We start from the raw sequence: 20,760 nt of genomic DNA on the forward strand, positions 1-20,760 counted from the left end.
TCAGTTCGTGAGCTCCATCGCGGCGAGCACGGCAGCCTCGGAGCGGGACTTGAGGTAGCGCTGCGCCTCGGGATGCAGCAGCGGCGGCGTGAGGTGCAGGCTGCGGGTCGATTCGAGGTAGCGGGCCTCGGCCAGGATGCGCAGAACAACCTGCAGGAGCTTGGCCTTGGTGGTGTCTGACCAACCGGCGACGGCCGGGTCACGCTGGATGCAATCAGCGAGGAAGGCTTCCCAATCCGACGGAACCAGGCTTTCCTCGAATCGGCGAACGTGGCCGGCGACCACGTCGCGCATGAAATCGCCCAGCAGGCGGCTGTGCTTGACCGAAGCGGCGAGGAGGATCTGCAGTGCGAGTTCCTGGTCGCCTTCGGCCACCAGCTGCCACGCTTGCTCGTCGAGCGTTTCGAGGCGGTTGCGGATGAGCCGCGCCTGCCGACGTGCGGTCGCAGGCGACTTCTTCTGCAGGATGTTCTCGGTTCGGAGCGTGTCAAACCAGGTCGCACGGTCAGGCTGCGTGAGCATGAAGCGGGCGACGCGCCGGCTCTCGGGCAGCATCAGCGAGCCGGCGGAGATCTCGGCGTTGTAGATGGCTGCGCTCACGCTTCGCCTCCAGCGGCGGGCTGGACGTAACCCGGCGCAAGAACCGCACTCTCCACACCTTCCAACACAGCGCGGTTGGCAAGGCAAAGGTGATGCCGTGCGCAGTCCAGGCTGTGGTCTGCGGAGCAATCCACAGCCCAGCGCAGCAACGCGTACCCGGCCAGCGCGGCAGAAACATTGAGGGTGAGCCTGCCGTCCTTCATGCCGTAATCGGCGACCACCCCTTCGGGGTGCTTCAGCGCGGGATGCGGAACGAGGTGCAGCTCGATCCGCCGATTCCATTGCTCATCAGCCTCGATGCCCTCGTACGGTTCGGCACGCTCGTCGAGCGACTTGGCCTTGGCGATCCGGGTGAGCACGAAATCGGAGAAGCGCTTTCGCTGACGGTCGTAAGCGCGGACATGCCAGCGCAGGCCGTTGTCGGCAAGCGCGACCGGGACGATCACCCGCTTTGCCGGCCCCGAGTTGACGGAAAGATAGGTCACCTGCAAGGGACGATTGCCATGCATCGCCCGGGTGATCACGCCCAACAGGCCAAAGTCCGGCCGGACCAGCTCACCCGCGCCCTCGCACGGAAAGGTCCGCGCAACCGTCGGTGCCTGCCCATCGCCAAAGCCATGCAGCAGCCAGGACAGGATGCGTTCTGCCGAAAAGGGGAACAGCGGACGGAAATGCTCGGTGGGGATGTAGGCCTTGACGTAGCGGTCGTAGGCCAGGTTGTCGGGGGCGCACTCTCGATAGGCATTGAGGTCGCGCGTAGCCGCCGCCGGCTTGATCGAGAAGCGTGCCTCGAGGTCGCCTCGGCGCAGCTCGCCAACAAAAAAGGCCTTCAGCTCGAGGTAGGCAAGGCGTTCGCGCTGGGAATGCGACAGCGGAAGCTGCATGGAATACCACCCGTTGAGAAATCTGTCATGGATGGTACCAGCGCCGGGGCTGGATGGGCATCATTTTGATGCATACTATGCACAGCATCACGCGACTGGATTCCCGCACCACCTCGGAGATCTGAATGCAGCCCGGCGACAAAGTCCGCTTGAAGGCCAACCCGGGCAGGGTTGGCATCCTCGGTAACGAAACCGATGGCCCACCGCATCGACTCCGGGTTCTCGTCACCTTCACGGATGGAGACGAGCAATTCGTGCTCAAGAATTCGCTCGAAAAGGTCGACCGGGCATCGGCCGGCCCCTATGCAATGGTGGCCAGTGGTCGTTACGGCCGAGTCGAGGATCTCCGTGGCGCGATCACGTATTACCGCTTAAGCGGTCGGCTGGCGAACCTCATCTACAGCCTGAACACGACGAACACGCAGTTCCTTGCCTACCAGTTCAAGCCCGTACTGCAGTTCCTCGACTCGCCTTCGAACGGCATCCTCATTGCGGACGAGGTCGGCCTCGGCAAGACCATCGAGGCCGGCCTGATCTGGACGGAGCTCCGCGCCCGTGTCGATGCGAAGCGCCTCTTGGTGATCTGTCCCGCGATGCTTCGCGAAAAGTGGAAGGCCGAACTCTCCGAGCGCTTCGGGGTGAGCGCGGAGATCGTCGATGCACGCGGCCTGCTCGACCACCTGCAGAGCGTACGAGAACGCCCCCAGCAGCAGTTCGCGCTGATCGCCAGCATGCAGGGTTTGCGCCCGGCCAAGGGCTGGAATGACGATGAGGAGCCCTCCCAGGCAACCACTGCAAAGCTGGCGCGCTTTCTGAACGAGGCGGACCTCGAAGAGCCCCTGCTCGACATGCTGATCATCGACGAGGCGCACTACCTGCGAAACGACGAAACGGCTACCCATCGTCTGGCCCGGCTGCTTCGTCCAGTCGTGCAGAGCATGGTGATGCTGTCGGCGACACCGATCCAGTTGCGGAGCGACGATCTTTTCAACCTGCTCAACCTGATCGACGAGGACTCCTTCCCCTTCCCCACCTCGTTCCAATACTCCCTGCAGGAAAACGCACCGATCGTCGCCTTGCGCGACCGGATCCTGAGTCACGTGGTCACGCCCACGGATTTCGTAGAGACCTTGCGTGAGGCAGTTGGTGGTCGCATCTTCGGCGACAACGCTCAGCTCGAGCACCTCATCAATCATCCGCCCTCTGCCGAGGACCTTTCCTCGCCGCGCGGACGCTCAGAAATTGCCGATCAGCTGGACCGCATCAATCCGCTCACCAAGGTTGTCACGCGAACATTGAAACGCGACGTGCAGGAAATGCGCGTACAGAGAGATCCAGTCACGATCCGCGTGGAAATGAACCCGATCGAGCGCGAGTTCTACGATCGAGTGACCGAGGCGGTTCGCGAGTTCTGCGCGCGGATCGACATCTCCGAAGGCTTCATGCTGACGATTCCGCAGCGCCAGTTGTCCAGCTGCGTGGCAGCCGCGTGCAAGGGTTGGCTCGATCGCACGGAAGTCGATGACGAAGAGCTTGAAAGCGAGGTCTTCGAGCTCTACGGCGACGCCGAGGACAACGAGAAACGCCCGAACCTTGGCGCCCTATTGCGAACACTCGTAGGCATTGCACGACGCGTTGGCGACCACACGGCACTCGAATCGGTGGACAGCAAGTACGACATGCTGGTCCGCAACCTGAAGCAATACTGGGCCGCCTACCCCGGCAAGAAGATCGTTCTGTTCTCCTTCTACCGCAACACGCTCCACTACCTCGCACGCCGGCTGGCGGCAGAAGGGATCCAGTCTGCAGTGCTTCACGGCGGGATGGACAAGCATGGCGTGCTGCGGCACTTCGAGTCGACCGAAGGCCCCGACATCCTGATTTCTTCAGAGGTCGCTTCCGAGGGTGTGGACCTCCAGTTCTCCAGCCTGCTCATCAACTACGACCTGCCCTGGAACCCCGCCCGGATCGAACAGCGCATTGGTCGTATCGACCGGATCGGACAGGAAGCCGAGAAGATCCTGATCTGGAATTTCATCTACACGCACACGATTGATGAACGGATCTACGACCGACTGCTGGAGCGCCTCGACATTTTCCGCCAGGCGCTCGGCAGCATGGAGGCGATGCTGGGCACCGAGATCCGCACGCTGAGCTACGAGCTGCTGTCGCACAAGCTCACACCGGAGCAGGAACAAGAACGCATCGACCGCGCCAGTCTTGCTATCGAGCGAGTGAGCAGGCAGCAGGCGCTGCTGGAAGAGGAAGCCACCCAACTGATCGCCCACGGCGATTTCATCCAGAACAAGGTACAGGCCGCCAAGGAGCTGGGTCGCTTCATCCGAGGCGAAGATCTGCTCGCCTACGTGAAGGATTTTCTCGAGCGAGAGTTTCCGGGGACGCGTTTGCTTGCGGACGATGACGACGAGCTCGAGCATGTGATCGAGCTCTCGACCGAGGCCCGCGTCGCTTTCTCCGAGTTTCTCCAGCAACAACGGCTTCAGGGCGCAACACGCCTTCTTGGCGCCGCACCGCCAAGGCTCATCTTCGAGAACCGTCATGGGCGGAACCCGTCCGGAAAGGAACGGATCACGCAAGATCATCCGCTCGTGCGCTTCGTGGCGGATGAGTTGAAGAAGGCTGGAAAGGGGCCGCTATACAGCCCGGTTGCGGCGGTGGAAATCCTGGGCAACACGGTTGGAAACATCGAGCGCGACATCTACGTCTATGCGATCGCACGCTGGACCGTCTCGGGTGCCCGCGACATCGAGCGGCTGGAGTATCTGGTCCAGCGGCTTGCGGACGGTTGGTTGCTCGACGGCGAGCAGGCGGAGTTTCTCGTGAATGCCGCCGGTCTCCAGGGCCGGGACTGGCTGGGCGCAAGCACAAGCCTGAACCATGCGCACACCGCCGGGGTGCTCGACGACTGCCGTGCCGAGCTCGAAGAGCGTTTTCGCGCATTTCGTGACGCACAGATCCGCGAGAACCGAGATCGCGTCAGCTTCATGGTGAACACCCTTCGGCATCACCTGGATAACCAGCGCAGGCGCTTCCACGAACGAATCGAGAAGTATCGACTGCACGGTACCGACAAGCAGAGGCGACTGATTCCAGCGGAAGAGGGCCGGCTCAAGAAGCTCACCCAGCGCATCGAGGCACGGATCGCTGAGTTGCGCCTGAAGGAGTCGATCCACGCCCACGACAGCATGGTGTCAGGCGGCGTCATCCGAGTGGTCTGAACCGGCACGAAAAGGGAGAAGAAGATGGCTGGCCAGATGGCAGAACTGTTGAAGAAGGCCTTTGCAGAGAAGGGCGTGCAGCTTCCAGGCGCCAAGGTCGAGACCCGAAAGGTTCTCCCAACCGGCAGTGGCGAGTCATCACAGCACACGGGCCAAAGCGCGGAAACACCGACGGTATCGCCCCCGGCGGGCCCCAAGGCACCCACGGCACCCAAGGAAGGAAAGAGATCCGACCCGATCGCCGAAGCTTGCAAGAAGTGGCGTGCGGAGCATCCGGTGGCTCGCGCAAAGGCGCCAGTCAAATCGTCTCAAAGGGCCGCTCCCCTCGCTTGCTACGACTCGTCACCCGTGCGTGCAGGCAAATCGCCCGAAGGCAAGGTGTCGCCATATGAGGTTCGCCTCGGCTCCGCCGCAAGGCTTGCGCTCACCCTCGACGAACAGGTCGAGCTCGAAGTGCTGGATGTATACGAGGAGTTGGGACGGAGCAGCCAGTGCTGCCACGAGACGGCGGATGACGAGCATCTGATCGCCATGGGGGTCGATTTCGGGACGTCGAGCATCAAGGTGGTGATCGGCGACCCTGCCCTTGGCAAAGCCTTCGCAGTACCGTTCACAACGGCAAGCGATGTCGCCCGGTATCTCCTGCCGACCCGCTTGCACGAATCGGCAGGACGGTTCTCCTTATGCGAAGGAGACGAAACGCATCGCGACCTGAAACTCGCATTGATTGCGAACCCCGGCGACCTGGTGTTGCGCGAGCGCGTGTCCGCCATGCTCGCCCTGGTCATCAGGCAAGCTCGGGGCTGGCTGTTCGAAACGCATGCGGACGTCTTCGCCCGAACCCGACTCCTGTGGAAGCTCTCGATTGGCCTGCCCGTCGCCCACCACCTGGACGATGAGCTGACCCAGACCTTCAACGATGTAGCGCACGTGGCCTGGCTTGCAGCGTGTATGCCTCGAGATATCTCAAGCACCACAGTCGCAGCAGCAAGGGATCGCAAACGCGAAATTGCGGCAGCCCCCGAGCGCATGTCGGAGGACGAGGATGTCGAGATCAGCGTCGTTCCGGAGATCGCCGCGCAGATCTACGGCTTCGTGAATTCGAGCCGTTTCAATCGTAGGGAGCAGAACATCTACCTGATGGTGGACGTCGGCGCCGGCTCGGTCGATTCATCGCTGTTCCACGTCAAGCCGGCGCGCGGGGGAAAATGGGACTTCGAATTTTTCACCTCGATCGTCGAACCGCACGGTGTCATGAACCTCCATCGTCATCGTGTGGGTTGGTGGGAAGAGGCGCTTTCGCAGTGCAGCGAACCTGCGGCCGGACTCATCTCGAGCGCGCTGGCAGAGCACAAGTATCCGACGGATCGGACCGTCGCTTTGCCGAGTCGCTTCACTCGCTACGTCCATGATGCGAAGGTGTTCTTACGCAAGCCCTCGGACGACCCCGACGACACCTTCTTCCAGAAAAAGGTGGTCAGCCAGGTGCGTGGCAAGAGCTACTGGCGAGCATGGAGAGATGGGCATCTCACCCCCGCCCAGTTGATCGGCGTACCTGCGTTCTATTGCGGAGGCGGCATGCGTATGGAGTTCTACAGCAAGCTGCAGAGCCAGATGCAGTCGATGCCTGGCTACAGTTGGCTCAGGGCTGAACCCCGGCGAATCGAGTTGCCCAAGAACCTCGAGGCCCCGGGGCTTCACCGAAGCAATTACGACCGGATGACCGTGGCGTATGGCCTGAGCTTCCTCGAGGTGGGCAAGGTTACGAGAGCACTCCCTCCCCCGAAGCTGTCCTTAAAGCCAGACACATCCTGGGCAGAGAACTATGTCGGAAAGGAACACTGCTGAGCGGCAGGTTCACCGTTAACGATGTCTGGCACGCGGTAGGGCGTCGTAATGCAATACCGCGTCGATCAACAAAAGACGCCCTACAGCAAGGCGGCAAGATCCGCCTCTGTTCGCCTCGACACCACCACCTCCAACCCCAACTGCGCCCGCGTCATCCCCACGAACAGGCGCCTGCGTGCTGCCTCGTCGAGCTGGTCGAAGTCCACCTCCGCCAGCACGACGCCCATGGCGCTCTGCCCTTTGAACCGATGCACGGACTCGATCAGGAGCTCGCCCTCGGACCACACCGGTTCCCCGTCGGCCGTGTACCGCCCCAGAAACTTCCGCAGCGCAAACGCCCCCAGCTTCGCCTCCTTCAGCAGGTGCGAACGACCGTGTCCGCGCGCGCTCAGGACGACGATGTCGGCGAGGGGAATGCCGCGTTCGCGCAAAGACTCCACCGCCGCCAGCGTCTCGCGGCGTAGGCCACGCTCGTCGTCGTAGGCAAGAAACCCCGGGAGTTCGCCCACGTAGGGGCTGCGTGCCTCGACCACGCCCTCCGCCAAGCCCAACGCATTGATCACATCGACGATGGCGCGCGGCGAACGGAAGTTGTCGTTGCAGCGCACGCTGACCGCACCGTCGAGATCGAAGCCGTCGCGCTCGTAGAGACGCTGCGCCTCGTCCTCGAGCAGATAGAGCCGCCCGTCTTCCCTCAACTGCGGCAGCAGGCTCGCGACCCACTCGGGGTCGAAGTCCTGCCCTTCGTCGATGATCACGAGGTCGTACAGCGCCTCGAAGTCCTGCGCGTCGCTGCCGTAGCGGTCGACGACCGCCTGGAAGATGCCCTCTGCGGTGAAGTCCGGCTCACCCTGCGTGCGCCGCCAGTGCTCCACACAGAGCTCGTGAAAACTCGACACCCGCGCACGCGCCGGTGCGATGCGGCCGATGTGGTCCGCCAGAGTCCGGTTGAAGCAGACGTAAAGCGCCCGCTGCGCTGCGGCCGCCGCGTCGTCGAGGAGGCGGAGCGCAAGCTGCGTTTTTCCCGCCCCCGCTGTCGCCTGGATGCGCACCACGCCGGATGGTGAGTCAATACGCGGAACCCAGGTCGCGAGGCCATCGGCGAGGCGACGGCTCGTCTGCCGCAACTGGTCACCGAGCACCTGAAGGTCGATCGAGACCTTGAAGACGTTCCCCAGGAAACGGCGGAGCGATTGCACGTCGCTGCGACTGCTGCCATGTTCGAGCAGCTCTCGCACACGGGTCCCAAGGTGCGCGTAGTCGTTCGCGTCGATGATGCGCTCGCGCGGCATCGAGACGATGCGGGCCTCTTCCACCTGATAATCGGGCAGAACGACGCAGCCCGTGACGTGCGCATGCAGGCCGGCCTCGGCAAGGCGGTTGAGCATGGCCGCATGCTGCACTCGGGTCTGGCGGGCGACATCGTGTTCGCGTTGCCCGTAGAGCTTGACGAGATTGCCCTCGATCAGCGCGAGCTCGCCCGCCTTGACCTCGACAAGGAGGATGTTGCCGCTCGGCGCCAGGACGACGAGGTCGATCTCCCCGTGCCGGTCCTCGCCCTGATGCGCGGTCTGCCAGGCGACGCTATGGAAGACCTCGTAACCGCCAGGCAGCGACTGCTGCAGACGGTCCAGAACATCAAGCTCGCGGTACAGGCCGGCATCGTGCCGGAGGGTATCCAGAGCCGGGGATATTTGCGCCATCGGGTGTGCTTGTTGTTGAGGATGACGGCATGGATTCTCCCACAATGAGAACGCGCCGACGGCAGCTCGGCTGCCGCGTGAGTGGCGGCCTGGATGCGGCCATTGATACTCGATAATCACGCGCAACTTATGAGCGACGGGAAGCAGAGCAGCTAGACGAGCGGCTGGATCAACCCGGCGCCTTCGTTGCGCACATTGCCGACCGCCCTGCCCACCGCATACACCGCGAGCGCCGCCTCCGGACACGGCCTCACCAGCCCCTGCACCTAGTCGACCGCAGTCGCCCCGTTCAGCCACGCCCACCAATCCCCCGGCGCCAGGATCACCGGCATGCGATCGTGCAGCGGGCGCATCGCCGCGTTGGCCTCGGTGGTGACGATCGTGAACGTGTCGAGCTCCTCGCCGTCGGTCGGCCTCGTCCAGCGCTCCCACAGCCCGGCGAGCGCGAAGAACTCGCCCCCGACCGGGTGGACGTAGAACGGCTGCTTGCCGCCGCCCTGCCGGTCACTGAGGTGCTGCCACTCGTAGAAGCCGTTCGCCGGCACGACGCAGCGCCGGCGGCGGAACGCCGCCCGGAACGAAGGTTTCTCGGCGACCGACTCGCCGCGCGCGTTGATCAACCTGGTGGCGATCGCCTCGTCCTTCGACCACGACGGCACGAGGCCCCAGCGCAGGCGGTGGATCACCCGCTCGCCGTTCGACCGCTGGCGCACCACCGGCAGCCACTGCAGCGGCGCCGCATTCCAGCGCGGCTCGAACTCGAACCCTTCGGGCACCGCGTCGAAGGCCTCGCGCAGGCGCGAGACCGGACCGTAGAGGGCGTAACGACCGCACATGCGCGCGCCCTCCCCGGTGGCCTCAGTGCAGCGTGCCGCCTGCCCCGCCCTCGCCTTCCTTCACCGGCAGCAGATCCGTGAACCGCCCCTGCACCTCGGTGTAATGCCGGAACTCTGGCGCCCCGATCGTGCGCTTCTTCTTGCTGATGCCCTTCGGCTTGATCGGCACCTGGGCGACCCACACGCCGTGGCGGGTCTCGAGCGACAGGCTCACGACGTCGATCCGCGAGCTCGCCGGACAGTCGGCCAGCGAGCCGTACTCCTCGAGGATCTCCTCATAGCGGGCGACCTTGTCGGCGCTCAGGCTGTAGGCCTCCATCAGCACGAAGACGAAGTCGGCGTCGAGCTGCTCGGCGAGCATCTTCACCGCGCGCGCCGCGACATCCTTGTCGGCCGGCCCGCGGCCGAAGAGCGGCGTCGGCACCACGGCGCCGGTGGTGAAGTTGCCGACGAAGGCCATCGCCGCGAGCTCCTCGCCCTTCTCGAGAAACTCGCGCGCCTTGTCGATCAGCGGCGCGATCGCCGCCCGGTAGCGTTCGGGGAGCTGGCTCATGTCGGGGTCCTCGCCGGGTTCAGCGCTCGCGGCGCATCTTCACCGCCGCCTCGTACTCTCGATCGAGCCCGGTCCCGGCGTCGCCCTTGGCGTCGAACATCCGAAAGCCCACATGCATGTACGCCAGGAGCGCCAGGCCGGAGAACTCGCCCTCGAGGTTCTGCAGCGTGTAGCGGACCGCCGGCTTGTTGATCTCGAGCCCGTTGCGGCCGAGCAGCGCGATCTCCATCACGATCTGCCCGACCTTCGCCTGGTCGAGCTTGGCGAAGCGGTCCAGCGCCGCCTGCATGTACATCACCGCGTCCATGCGCAGGCCGCCGTCGACCGCCGCACGCATCTCCTCGTGACCGATGCGCGTGAGCGCCTCCTCGGCCATCTCGCCGGCCTGGTGATCGGGGAAGCGCTTGACCACCGCCTTGTACTGCTCGGCCGCCTCCTTCACGTGCGACGGCCCGAGCTCTTCCAGGCACTGCGCGAGCCCGAGCTGCGCCCCCGGGTCGGCCGGCGCCAGACTGGCCGCCTGGCGGAAGAACGGCAGCGCCTCGGCCGCCCGCCCCGACCGCATCAGCACCGCCGCCAGGTTGCGCTTGGCGAAGGCGTTCGCGGGCTCGAGCTTGACGGCGTCGCGCAGCGCATTGGCCGCCTCATCGGTGCGCCCGGTGCGCGCGAACGCTACCCCGAGCGCGATGAACGCGTTCGCGTGCGTGGGGTCGAGTTCGACCGCCCGCTGCAGCGGGGCGACCGCCTCTGCCGGTCGCCCCAGCTCGGACAGGCACAGCCCGTGGCTGTAGGCGAGCTCGGCGTCGTCCAGCATGCCGTCGAGCGCCTCGAGCACCGGCAGCGCATCCTCCAGGAAGCCGTTTTGCAGCAGCCCCAGCACGTAGGCCTTCGGCTCGACCCCGCGCTCGGGGACCGCGACCACGCGCACGAACGCGTCATCGACCGCCACCACGGCCTGCCAGCCGCGCGCCGCGTAGTCGAGCGCGTAGCGCCCGATCACCGCCTGCTCGAACTCGGGCGTCCCGCGTGGCGGCAGGCCCGCTGGGTCGAGGTCGTCGAGCGGGATCTGGAAGATTTCGGGGGCTTGGCGGGTGGTCATCGGAGCGGTGACAGTTCTGAAAGGATGTATGCGGTCGCGATTGTCTCATACGGAAATGGCGCTTCGCCCACGGGGCCCCGTACCGCCTGACGCCGTGGCGCGGAAAAGTGCGTTGCCTAATTAATAAGCGACGGCCGGGCAACCTTGTCCAGCGTAGCGTCGCACCACTTATCCACGCCCCTGCTCACACACCTGTGCCCATCGAGTGTTGACAACCGGCACGCCCCTGCACGACGCGTTGCCCGAACTTTTTCCCCCATGTCCCGCGCCCACGCAAGGGCTCAACCAGACCGACCAGGTTGTTATGGTCGAGTTCATGCATCAGTGCCGACGGCCCTAGTTGACCTGGTGGAGAACTCTGCCGCACGAACCACGCGAGGTTGTGCCCCGACAACTCGGCGATGGCCCGGCCGCCTTGCATCTTCCCAGAGGGAGCTCAGGTGCGCGCTGGGGCGATGTCAAGTCCTCGGCCGGAGCGGCCGTTCATGCTCCGCAGAACGAGCAGCTGCATGGCGCTCCACTGCTGCCGTTCATTGGCGCTGCTCCGCAGACGCGTCTTCCAAGTTCATGTCAATCGTCCGTCGAAAACCGCCCAACCCCAAGTCTAGGATCAGCAATCTCACGGCGCGCGTTCACAAGACCCCGTTATTTCAAAGCGGCGATAAAGGTATCAAATTTTCCGCTCGACTTCTCCAGCGCGGCCCCTACTTCCGACATCGGCCTTACAAGTTTATAGCGCTTCTGCACCCCTTGGCCTCGCCACGGCACTTCTTCAAGGATTCCGTTGCCGATCAGATCCGGGAGCACTTGATCATAAAATTTAGAGGTGAAAGCCTTTCCGAGGCGAATACGGATGCCCTCATCGTCGATATGACTATGCCTAAGAAATGACCTCAGAACTCGTTCGACGATCTTGGTTCGGTCATCCGCCTCCGAAATCGGCGTAATGCTCCCTGCGCTGCCGCCGATCCTCGCTCCAAACTGTTCAAGGTACTGTTCGATAAGATTCGGATCGTAGACGTATTCTTCCTCTGGTTGAATTACGATCGAGTCGACCTTGCATTCCAAGAACCTGCATCCAAGAGACGCGTCTCTACTATCAATCTCAAGGCGCTCAAACTCGCACGCAGTAAAGGTTACTTCATCAAGCGAGCTATTAGAGATCTGCGTCGGTTGGAAGTGGCATTCTTTGAACTCCGCTCTGCGGAGAGTGCGCCCGGCAAGGGCACTTGACGGGAAGAACATCCCGCTAAGCACTAATGGGCTTGAAGCATCCTGGCTACATTCTGCCAATCGAATGGCCAGTGAACCGCAATTTTCCTTGCAGAAGGAATAGCCTGTTTCGAACCGATCGATTGCCACAACTGCATTTAAGGCGTTTTGTGAGTCAAGGTTACTTCTGATCAGGTACTGCACAGCCTGTTCAATCGTTGCTAACGGAACGATACTGACAGATAAGAATGCTTGAAGCTCCGCACGACTTCCTCGGCTTAGCAGCACCCCCAGCCCTTCACCCAGATAGAAATTCTGAAAATCTTCATGATCGAAACCGACTCCCTGTCCTCGTGCAGTATCGGTTGAAAGCAATGAGTGTTGTTTAATCCGCTCTTTAATTTGGCGCGTCGCGACAGCATTCTTCCCTTGCGACTCGCAAAATAGGTCGACAATCACATCCAGCACGTCGTAGCGAAGTGAGGTGGTTGATGACTGCCACATTTCCAGGGCAATTTGAGACAGGATCTGATGATGCTCTCCGATCTCAAGTAGGGGCTCCATAACATCGCCCGATACTTTCGAAATCCATTTCTCGGAGGCCTCACGCTTCACTATTGCGTCGACAAACGTAAAGAAATAGTCGTGCGGATTCGCGCCAAGAAGATCAGCCAACTCGGTGCGGGCTACGCCCTCTAAGACATCAAATAAGCGGCGTACTAGTACGGCACGAGTCAATACGGGATGTCCGTCGCCAAGCCTTGCGGCGACGATCTCGTACACTTCCTCAGGGGGCCCTGAGGAACGAAGCCTGCCGTATTCGCAGAACTGCTCTTTGCTCCAACGGGATAGCGCAAGACGAGAAAACGCCGCAGAGCGATCGCCAATGGCATCGAACAGTCGTGCTTGGGTCCGAAAGCTAAGGTACTCAAAGAACGCCTTACGCGCTGCGACGAATACTGTCCCGGAAGAGTCCAATCGCTGCACCAAGTTCCCCAGCGCAGAAACTGCTTCGCCTCTCGACCCTTCAACAAGCATTTCTTCGTAGCCGTCAAAGGCGGGAACAATTGCTCCTAAGCGAACTAGTTCGATGAATCCATCAAAATAGAGATAGTTAAAACGGAGCTTATTCACCAGGGCAGCAATAACGGCATCGTCGAATGTTAGAAACGCTCTGCCGCTTAGCGGAATAGGCACTATCAGCGAGTGGGTCTGTTTCTGCTTATAGCGTTCAGCTTGGAGGTAAGCGGCCCGGTTAATAACCGTGGTCTTCCCCTCTCCTGCGTCTGAGGTAACGTACAACACAGACGTAGCGCCTGGTATGGGGTGAGACGCCTTGGCAAGCATGCATTGCAGTACATCCGGCACAGGGTCATCCGTCTCATTCGCGCTTGAAAGATCGGGGGAGATGAACCCAGAAGGCACGATGAATGCCGCTTTGGTGGATGTCTTTGCCGTGGGGCTTGCGGAGTTGATAATGCGATCCGCAAGCTGGGGAAGTCGCGCTACTCTGTTAATCAGCCAAGTACGGGCGGCGTATTCCTGTTCATTCTCGACAATGCGTAGTTGTTGTTCTTCGCCGGAAGAATAGGTTATGCCCGCCTCGATTACTTCATCGCGAACTTGTGCTACGACCTTTCCAGCACGGATGTCTACGTCGGATGGTTCGTCGGCAAACGTCGTAAGAATCCGCCTAAAATCGTTAATATCCATTTTGTGTTTGCCTAGACGCTGAGCTGTTGATAACGAGGCGCGGTGTGGGTGCTAAGAGTATTAATGAGATGTCGCTGCGTTCGCCATCCGTGCTTTGTATGTACGTGGACAACATTGCAGCCAGAATGGGCAGCTAACAACACTCCAGGCCACATGTCTACATCTGATGAAACCACGACGACGTCGGTGACACGTTGCACCAGCGCCTCATGCGCTAGGTCTGCAACTAGTAATGTGTCGACCATCTTTTGTTCGTCGCGTACAAGTACGTTACCTATCCGAGTTGTGCAACCCGGAGTAGAGCACGAAGTATTGTGAGTCAAGGAAGCAACGTGTGCCAACCCGCAGCTGCCGGCGGAATTATGGCATTCGGTCCAGGGGGAAGCTCGTGCTCTAAATTTTCGCAGGGTGCGATCTCGAGCCAAAGTTTCTTGAAGAGTTACAGACGTTCCAATAGGACCTTCTGCAAGTTCAACTACTAGCCGTATTGGCTTTCCGGGGGAATAGTTAGGATTGCTGACGATGGTTGGCGAGTTCGACCGAATGTCGGGTACTAGTCGTTGGGCTGAGACCGTAAGAGCCCCGTTAACCCGCCAGCCGCCGTAAAGCCGGGCTCTCAGCGTGTTGTACTTAGCAAAGACGCTGGCTGGTATGGCTGGTACTAGCAGCTTTGTAAGGCTGACAGGCCCTGCTCGCGTAAGAGCGGGATCGACATTGTCGTAGTCGATAAACATGGTCAGTGTCGGCACAGTGTCTCCTCTGATTTACGGCGTGAGCATAGCATCGATGTGCCACCGTCAATGACGATGCTCAACCTTCCATCTCCCGATTTTTTTGGGGGCGTCGGTCCTTTGGGCATGCGAGGACATCGAGACAAACAAGCTTCCTTCCTTTCCTCCCCCTTGACCGGTCGTGTTCTGTTCGGTCGCGCAGATCACCGCTGAGATTTTGCTCACGAGGCGCGTCCCTTGGTGACGCTCAGGCGGGCGTGGCTTGGGGTGAATGCGTGCTGTGCCCGAGCAACCACTACACCTAGTACAAGGTGGTTTCGGTATTACTTCTCAGCTCGGTGCTGCCGTTCTACCGGCGAAGCGCGATGAGCGGCACCGATAGAGCAAACTACGGTCGTTCATTCGAGGCGACTGGAACGGCCGGATCGGCCGACAACCCGATCTTCGCCGCGTCCCCACATCGCGGAAAGGCCCCTCTGACTTGCCTGCTTCATGTAGGTCCGCGCAGCGGAGTCCTTCCCGGACTCCCCCTTCAGAAAGCCGCCCCAACCACGTAGGGGCGCCCGCGCAGATGCGGATGAAACCGCCCGAACCCGGCCTCCGCCGGCGAGTGCCGCGCCATCAACTCGATCTGCCCCGAGAGCCGGTCCGCCGCAGAGAGCAGGACCGCGTCGAGCGTGCAGGGCTCGCGCAGACCGAGCCAATCCGGCGCCCCACGGGCGCTCGTCAGCGCGTGGATCAGGCCGAGGTAGTGGGACTCGGGGAGAGCGATGCGCGCGTGGGCGATGGCGGCGGCGATCCACTCGATGATGGTGTTGCGATGGCCGACGAGCTTGCCGCGGGTCGTCAGCTCGAGACCGCTGTAGCCGAGACGGTACTCGTCCGCCTTGCCCGCGTCGTGCAGCAGGGCGGCCATCAGGAGCACCTCGGGGCAGGCGAGGGGCTGGCCCTGGGCCATCCTGAGCGCCTGCTCGGCAACCTCCAGGGTGTGCCACAGATTGCCGTGCACGCAGCTGTGATGGCCCTTCAAGGAGCTGGCGCCCACCAGGTAGCGATGCAGCCGTCGGCTGTCCCAGAAGATGGCGTTGAACAAATGTTGGAAGTGCGCTGGCAGGCGCTGCCACAGCGCGCTGGCGCGACGGACGAGCGTGCGCTCTTTCACCCAGACCGTCGGGATCGTCTGGAAGAGATCGAGGCTGGCCTCGGGGCGCCCGAGCACGACCAGGCGGCTGATGCGCACCGCACCGCCGAGGCTCACAGGCCGACCGAGCCAGCGAATCGACACCAGGCAACCCGCACCCAGCCGGACATCGACCTTGCGCGAGGGCCACTCGACCATCAGACTGGCCCGCTCATGAAACAGCCCAGCGCGGTTCAGGACGCAATGGTTATCCAGTGGCAGGCGGCTGATCGACTGCACGCGAAACACGGGCGGGAGCTTGGCCACTACGTTGTCCGGGGCGGCCGTGGGGATGGGCAGGCGGTATTCACTCATGGTCTCCTCCTTGAGCGGCGTTCTCTGCCAGCAGCTCGGCCTCCTGCTCCGCCTCCTCCGCAGGGGCGGTCTTCACCGGCAGGAGCTGGGTGCCGAGGGTCTGCGTGATGAGGCGCTCGAAGGCCGAGCCATCCCGCCGCGTGAGGTTGGGCACGTAGCGCGAATACACCCGGAACAGCATCTCGGTGGTGGTGTGCCCGAGCTGACGGGCGATCCACTCGGGCGCCTCGCCGCTGGCGAGCCACAGCGTGGCGGCGGTGTGGCGGCACTGATACGGCCGGCGCTGCTTGAGGTTGAGGTGCCGCAGCAGCGGGTACCACACCCGGTTGGTGACGTTCTTGTGGTCCAGCGGCGTCCCCAGCCGATTGCAGAACACGAACTTGCCGAGCTTGCCGGTGGCCTTAAACTGCGCCTGCAGCGCATCGAAGACGAGCTGACTCATCTGGATGTCGCGCTGGCTGCCGTCCGTCTTGGTGTATTCCTCTTCACCGCCGACGATGGTCTCGCGAACCAGGATGAGGCGGTTGTCGAAGTCGACGTACTTCCACTGCAGTCCGTCGACCTCGCCGGTGCGCAGGCCGGTGAAGAAGCGCACGGTGAAGTAGTTCCTGAAGTCGGGCCGCACGGTGTCGAGGATCTGCTTGACCTCGGCGAGGGTGAAGGGATCGACGTCGGTGCGCTTCGTCTTGAGCTGTTTCACGCTGTCGAAGGGCGTGCGAAAATCAAACCGGTCGGCCGCTTCATTGAGGACTTGCCTGAGCGGGTTCAGCATCTTGTTGATCCTTGCCGCAGACAGTTTGGTTTGCTTGCCTTTCGCGGTCGCTTTCCCGAGCTCGGCGCGATAGGCAAGGACGTCCGCCTTGGAGATCTGGCCGACCTCCTTCTCCCCGAACCTCGGGATGAGGGCGCGATCGAGGGTCGCGCGCAGCGTGGTCTTGTACGAACGCCGCCACTCCACCTCTTTCTCGCCGTACCAGGTCTCTGCGAAGTCCTTGAAGAGCGGAGTGCTCGCGACGCTGGCTGCCGCCGACGGCAACGCAACCGCAGCAGCGCTGACCGGCCCGACCATCCCCCCAGGGGCTGGATCGAACTTCGCGGCGTTCTTGCTGCCTGGGAAGAAGCGGCGGTAGTCGAAGGTGCCGGCGGCGATGTCGGCCTCGATGCGGTCAAGCACCTTCTGCAAGCGCTTGCGGTTGGCTGCGGTGTCGCCGAGCGCGGTCTGTTCGCGGTAACGCTTGTCCTGGTACCGGAAGTCGATGAAGAGCATTCCGTTATCCTTTCTGGCACGGATGCTAGCCATGGCAGACGCCTCCGTTGGCCATTGGGATCGCAAACGACTGCTCGGAGGTGCAGCCCATGTCGCGCTCGATGTGCTCCCAGATGTAGAGGATCTTTCGTCCGCCAAAGGGGCGGATGTAGTGCGTTCCCTCCAACAGGACGCTGTCTTTAAGGCGCTCGCGAATCGTACGCGGGTCGTATTTGATCCTTCCGGCCAGTTCGTCGGTGGTCAGGTAAGTCAGTGACATGGCTTTCTCCACTCGTTAGAATCATGCAGAACGACAGAAAGTCTTCGAGAAGATCTTTTTGCCACCCTGAATGACATTCTAAGACGCAAAACGCCCTTGTCAAGGCTTTTTTGTCATTCTGAACGACATTTAGTCCTAGGGGACGACAATGGTGCGCTGCCACCTCTCACGCCTGATGGGCGAGCACAAACTGAAGATCGCCGATGTAGCCCGTGAAACGGGCTTGCACCGTAACACAATCACCCTGCTCTACAACGAGACGGCAAATCGGGTTGATCTCGAAACCATTGATCGCTTGTGTGCATTGTTCGAATGCACGGTTGGCGAGTTGTTCGAGTACATCCCCGACGCAACGAACACCGCGTGAGGCACGGCGGGCAAAGGTCGAAGTGGTGACTTAGTACGTCTTGCGCCAAAAACGTCGGGCACGACGCGGGCACAAAATGGGCACAGGGTGGGCACAAAGAACAATGGGCTAGGTCCGCGAAGACCTAACCCATTGAAAAATATGGCGCGCCCGAGACGATTCGAACGTCCGACCCCTGCCTTCGGAGGGCAGTACTCTATCCAGCTGAGCTACGGGCGCGCGGAGTCCGGGTGAAGCGCCCGGACAAGGCGCGGAAGCATAGCCCGCTTCTGCGGCAAAGTCCATGGCGCGCTGCCACAATGGTTTTTAGCCCGCTATAATCCGTGCTTTAGACCCCGTCTTGCGCCACCCGTCCGAGGACCAAAGCATGTCGAACCCACGCACCCTGCGGCCCGCCCGCCTCGCAATGCCCGTCGCCCTGGTCGCAGCCGCGCTGCTGGCCGGCTGTGGCGACCAGAGCAAGATCGATCCGGAAACCACCGCGACGCTGATCCAGCCGGTCGCGCGCGTCGAGATCCAGGCCGTGACCATCACGCCGGGCACCCGCACCGGCGAGCAGATCGTCAAGGCCATCTGCGCTGCCTGCCACGACGCGGGTGCAGTGGGTGCGCCCAAGACCGGCGATGCCGCTGCCTGGGGCCCGCGTCTCGCGCTCGGATTCGAAGGCTTGACCGCCTCGGTGATCGCCGGCAAGGGCGCGATGCCCCCGCGCGGCGGCGGCAGCGACCTCACCGACACCGAGGTGTCGCGCGCGGTCGCCTATCTGGCAAACCTCGCCGGCGCCGGCTACACCGAGCCGCCGGTCGAGCAGTAAGCCCGCAAGCGCACCACGACGGACGAGGCAGCCTGCGGGCTGCCTTTTTCGTGCGCGCGCCGCACACGCCTGTGCCAGGCACGCGCCGCCGAGCCGTTCAACCCTTGTCGCGGTTCTCGAACATCGCCATCAGGTTGGCGAGCCGCGCCTTGCCCTCTTCCTTCGTCACCGGCTGCGCGGTCTTGCGGTCGTTCATGCGGATGTCGCCGCCCATCTCGGCGATGAAGCGGCTCGGCTCGCAGGCGCGGAACTCCTTGCCCGACTTGCGCCGCTCGCACCAGGTGAGGTTGAGGCTGCGCTGGGCGCGGGTGATGCCGACGTACATCAGGCGGCGCTCCTCGTCGACCTTGTCCTCGTCGACACTGCTCTGGTGCGGCAGCAGGCCCTCCTCGACGCCGACCAGGAACACGTGCGGAAACTCCAGCCCCTTGGAGGCGTGCAGGGTCGCCATCTGCACGCCGTCGAAGTCGGGGTCTTCCTTGTCGAGCATGGACATCAGCGCGATGGTCTGGGTGAGCTCGAGCAGGTTCTTGCCGTCCTCCTCGCCCTTCCTGCCCAGCCAGCCGACGAAGTCGCGCACGTTACTCCACTTGGATTCGGCCTCGCGCGTGTCGCAGTGCTCGAACAGCCAGGCCTCGTAGCGGATCGCGCCGAGCAGGTCTTCCAGCAGCTGCGCGGCGGGCTCGCGCGGGGCGCGGTACTGCAGGCGGTTGATGTAGGCGGCGAACTCCTGCACGCCCTGCAGCTGCTTGGCGTTGAGGTGCTGGGTGAGCCCCTCCTCGAACACCGCGGCGAAGAGGCTGCTGTGGCGATGCCCGGCGTAGGCGCCGAGGGCCTCGATGGTGGCGGCGCCGATGCCGCGGCGCGGCGTGGTGATGGCGCGGATGAAGGCGAGGTCGTCGTCCTCGTTCACCAGCAGGCGCAGCCAGGCGATCAGGTCGCGGATCTCGGCCTTGTCGAAGAAGCTCTGCCCGCCCGACATCACGTAGGGGATGCGGTGGTTGCGCAGCTGCTGCTCGATGAGGCGGGCCTGGTGGTTGCCGCGGTAGAGGATGGCGTAGTCCTTGAAGCGGGTGCGGTGCTCGAACTTGTGCGCGACGATCTTGGTCGCCACCCACTCGGCCTCGTGCTCGGCGTCGCGGCAGTTGGTGACGACGATCTGCTCGCCCTGACCGTGCTCGGACCACAGGCGCTTGTCGAACAGCTTCTCGTTGTTGGCGATGACGGTGTTGGCGGCCTCGAGGATGCGGCGCGAGGAGCGGTAGTTCTGCTCGAGCTTGATGACCTTGAGCTTGGGATAGTCCTGCTGCAGCAGCTTCAGGTTCTCGACATCGGCGCCGCGCCAGGCGTAGATCGCCTGGTCGTCGTCGCCCACCGCGGTGAAGGCGCCGCGCACGCCCGACAGCAGCTTGAGCAGCCGGTACTGGGCGCGGTTGGTGTCCTGGTACTCGTCCACAAGCAGGTAGCGCAGCTTGTTCTGCCAGCGCTCGCGCACTTCGGGGTGCTCGTCGAACAGGCGCACCGGCAGCGAGATGAGGTCGTCGAAGTCCACCGCCTGGTAGGCGCGCAGGGTGCGCTCGTATTCCTTGTAGAGCTTGGCGGCGACCGAGGCGATCTCGTTGTCGGCGAGCTGCGCGGCCTCCTCGGGCGTGATCATCGCGTTCTTCCACGACGAGATCTGCCACTGCATCTGCTTGGCGATGCCCTTGTCGCTGTCGCCGGCCACGTCCGAGACGATCTGCACGGTGTCGGAGGCGTCGAGGATCGAGAACTGCGGCTTCAAGCCGCAGTGCTTGGCCTCCTGGCGGATGATGCGCACGCCGAGCGCGTGGAAGGTGCATACGGTAAGCCCGCCCGGCACCCGCCCGCCCATGATGTGGGCGACGCGCTCCTGCATCTCCTTGGCGGCCTTGTTGGTGAAGGTGATGGCGGCGATGTTGGCCGGGCTGATGCCGCACTCGTTGATCAGGTGCGCGATCTTGTGCGTGATCACCCGCGTCTTGCCGCTGCCGGCACCGGCCAGCACCAGGCAGGGGCCGTCGAGATAGCGGATCGCTTCGCGCTGGGGCGCGTTGAGGAGGGCGGACATCGTGGGCTGGATCGCAGAAAAGCAAAGCCGCCCGGCCGGGCGGCGTGGAAG

15 protein-coding genes, 1 tRNA gene and 1 pseudogene are annotated in these 20,760 nt (G+C 62.8%); 4 read left to right on the forward strand and 13 right to left on the reverse strand.

The features are described from left to right. Together C667_RS03750 and C667_RS03755 are read right to left on the reverse strand one after the other, a co-directional pair. Window positions 1-600, reverse strand: coding sequence for a DUF1819 family protein (locus tag C667_RS03750; protein ID WP_004357340.1), 600 nt, complete (start codon window positions 598-600; stop codon window positions 1-3). Then, the gene (locus C667_RS03755; RefSeq protein ID WP_004357342.1) at window positions 597-1,484 is read right to left on the reverse strand and encodes a helix-turn-helix transcriptional regulator; all 888 of its coding nucleotides are present in this window, start codon (window positions 1,482-1,484) and stop codon (window positions 597-599) included. Before C667_RS03755 ends, C667_RS03750 begins: the two co-directional genes overlap by 4 nt. Before the next feature lie 125 nt (window positions 1,485-1,609). On the opposite strand from C667_RS03755, the gene C667_RS03760 reads away from it, so the two are divergent. Together C667_RS03760 and C667_RS03765 are read left to right on the forward strand one after the other, a co-directional pair. Further along, entirely contained in the window at window positions 1,610-4,723 is a 3,114-nt protein-coding gene (locus C667_RS03760; RefSeq protein ID WP_004357344.1) for an SNF2-related protein, read from the forward strand. A gap of 24 nt (window positions 4,724-4,747) precedes the next feature. Continuing rightward, a complete protein-coding gene (locus C667_RS03765) occupies window positions 4,748-6,571 on the forward strand; it encodes a hypothetical protein (RefSeq protein WP_039920733.1) in 1,824 nt (607 codons plus the stop codon). Between the two features lie 80 nt (window positions 6,572-6,651). Here the strand turns inward: C667_RS03765 and C667_RS03770 are convergent, their stop codons facing one another. The 9 genes and pseudogenes from C667_RS03770 to C667_RS03800 all read right to left on the reverse strand — a co-directional run bounded on the left by C667_RS03770 (window position 6,652) and on the right by C667_RS03800 (window position 17,439). After that, window positions 6,652-8,274 (reverse strand): NERD domain-containing protein, encoded by a 1,623-nt coding sequence (locus C667_RS03770; protein WP_004357349.1) that lies wholly within the window; start codon window positions 8,272-8,274, stop codon window positions 6,652-6,654. A 152-nt stretch (window positions 8,275-8,426) separates the two neighbouring features. Further along, window positions 8,427-9,110, reverse strand: a pseudogene (locus tag C667_RS03775) (SOS response-associated peptidase). Window positions 9,111-9,132: 22 nt separating this feature from the next. After that, complete coding sequence (locus tag C667_RS03780) at window positions 9,133-9,663, reverse strand: hypothetical protein (RefSeq protein WP_004357353.1); 531 nt, start codon at window positions 9,661-9,663, stop codon at window positions 9,133-9,135. Between the two features lie 19 nt (window positions 9,664-9,682). Next, complete coding sequence (locus tag C667_RS03785) at window positions 9,683-10,762, reverse strand: tetratricopeptide repeat protein (RefSeq protein ID WP_004357355.1); 1,080 nt, start codon at window positions 10,760-10,762, stop codon at window positions 9,683-9,685. A 184-nt stretch (window positions 10,763-10,946) separates the two neighbouring features. After that, window positions 10,947-11,183, reverse strand: coding sequence for a putative quorum-sensing-regulated virulence factor (locus tag C667_RS24725; protein ID WP_083881263.1), 237 nt, complete (start codon window positions 11,181-11,183; stop codon window positions 10,947-10,949). Between the two features lie 224 nt (window positions 11,184-11,407). Beyond that, on the reverse strand, window positions 11,408-13,687 hold the full coding sequence (locus tag C667_RS25550) for an NACHT domain-containing protein (protein WP_004357357.1): 2,280 nt from the start codon (window positions 13,685-13,687) through the stop codon (window positions 11,408-11,410). 1,263 nt (window positions 13,688-14,950) lie between these two features. Next, window positions 14,951-15,913, reverse strand: coding sequence for an HD domain-containing protein (locus tag C667_RS03790; RefSeq protein ID WP_004357359.1), 963 nt, complete (start codon window positions 15,911-15,913; stop codon window positions 14,951-14,953). Beyond that, a complete protein-coding gene (locus tag C667_RS03795; RefSeq protein ID WP_004357361.1) occupies window positions 15,906-17,180 on the reverse strand; it encodes an Arm DNA-binding domain-containing protein in 1,275 nt (424 codons plus the stop codon). The genes C667_RS03790 and C667_RS03795 overlap by 8 nt, the downstream gene beginning before the upstream one ends. A 25-nt stretch (window positions 17,181-17,205) precedes the next feature. After that, complete coding sequence (locus tag C667_RS03800) at window positions 17,206-17,439, reverse strand: hypothetical protein (RefSeq protein ID WP_004357363.1); 234 nt, start codon at window positions 17,437-17,439, stop codon at window positions 17,206-17,208. 148 nt (window positions 17,440-17,587) lie between these two features. Between C667_RS03800 and C667_RS03805 the strand changes: the two genes are divergently transcribed. Further along, window positions 17,588-17,806, forward strand: a complete 219-nt coding sequence (locus tag C667_RS03805) for a helix-turn-helix domain-containing protein (protein WP_004357365.1) — start codon at window positions 17,588-17,590, stop codon at window positions 17,804-17,806. Between the two features lie 142 nt (window positions 17,807-17,948). On the opposite strand, the gene C667_RS03810 is transcribed toward C667_RS03805, so the two are convergent. After that, window positions 17,949-18,025: transfer RNA gene (locus C667_RS03810), tRNA-Arg, on the reverse strand. A 148-nt stretch (window positions 18,026-18,173) separates the two neighbouring features. Between C667_RS03810 and C667_RS03815 the strand changes: the two genes are divergently transcribed. Then, window positions 18,174-18,620: a c-type cytochrome gene (locus tag C667_RS03815; protein WP_004357366.1), complete on the forward strand. Its 447-nt coding sequence runs from the start codon at window positions 18,174-18,176 to the stop codon at window positions 18,618-18,620. A gap of 97 nt (window positions 18,621-18,717) precedes the next feature. Here the strand turns inward: C667_RS03815 and C667_RS03820 are convergent, their stop codons facing one another. Beyond that, window positions 18,718-20,709, reverse strand: a complete 1,992-nt coding sequence (locus C667_RS03820) for a UvrD-helicase domain-containing protein (protein ID WP_004357368.1) — start codon at window positions 20,707-20,709, stop codon at window positions 18,718-18,720. Window positions 20,710-20,760 lie beyond the last annotated feature (51 nt).

This window comes from Thauera phenylacetica B4P (assembly GCF_000310225.1).
GTDB lineage: Bacteria > Pseudomonadota > Gammaproteobacteria > Burkholderiales > Rhodocyclaceae > Thauera > Thauera phenylacetica.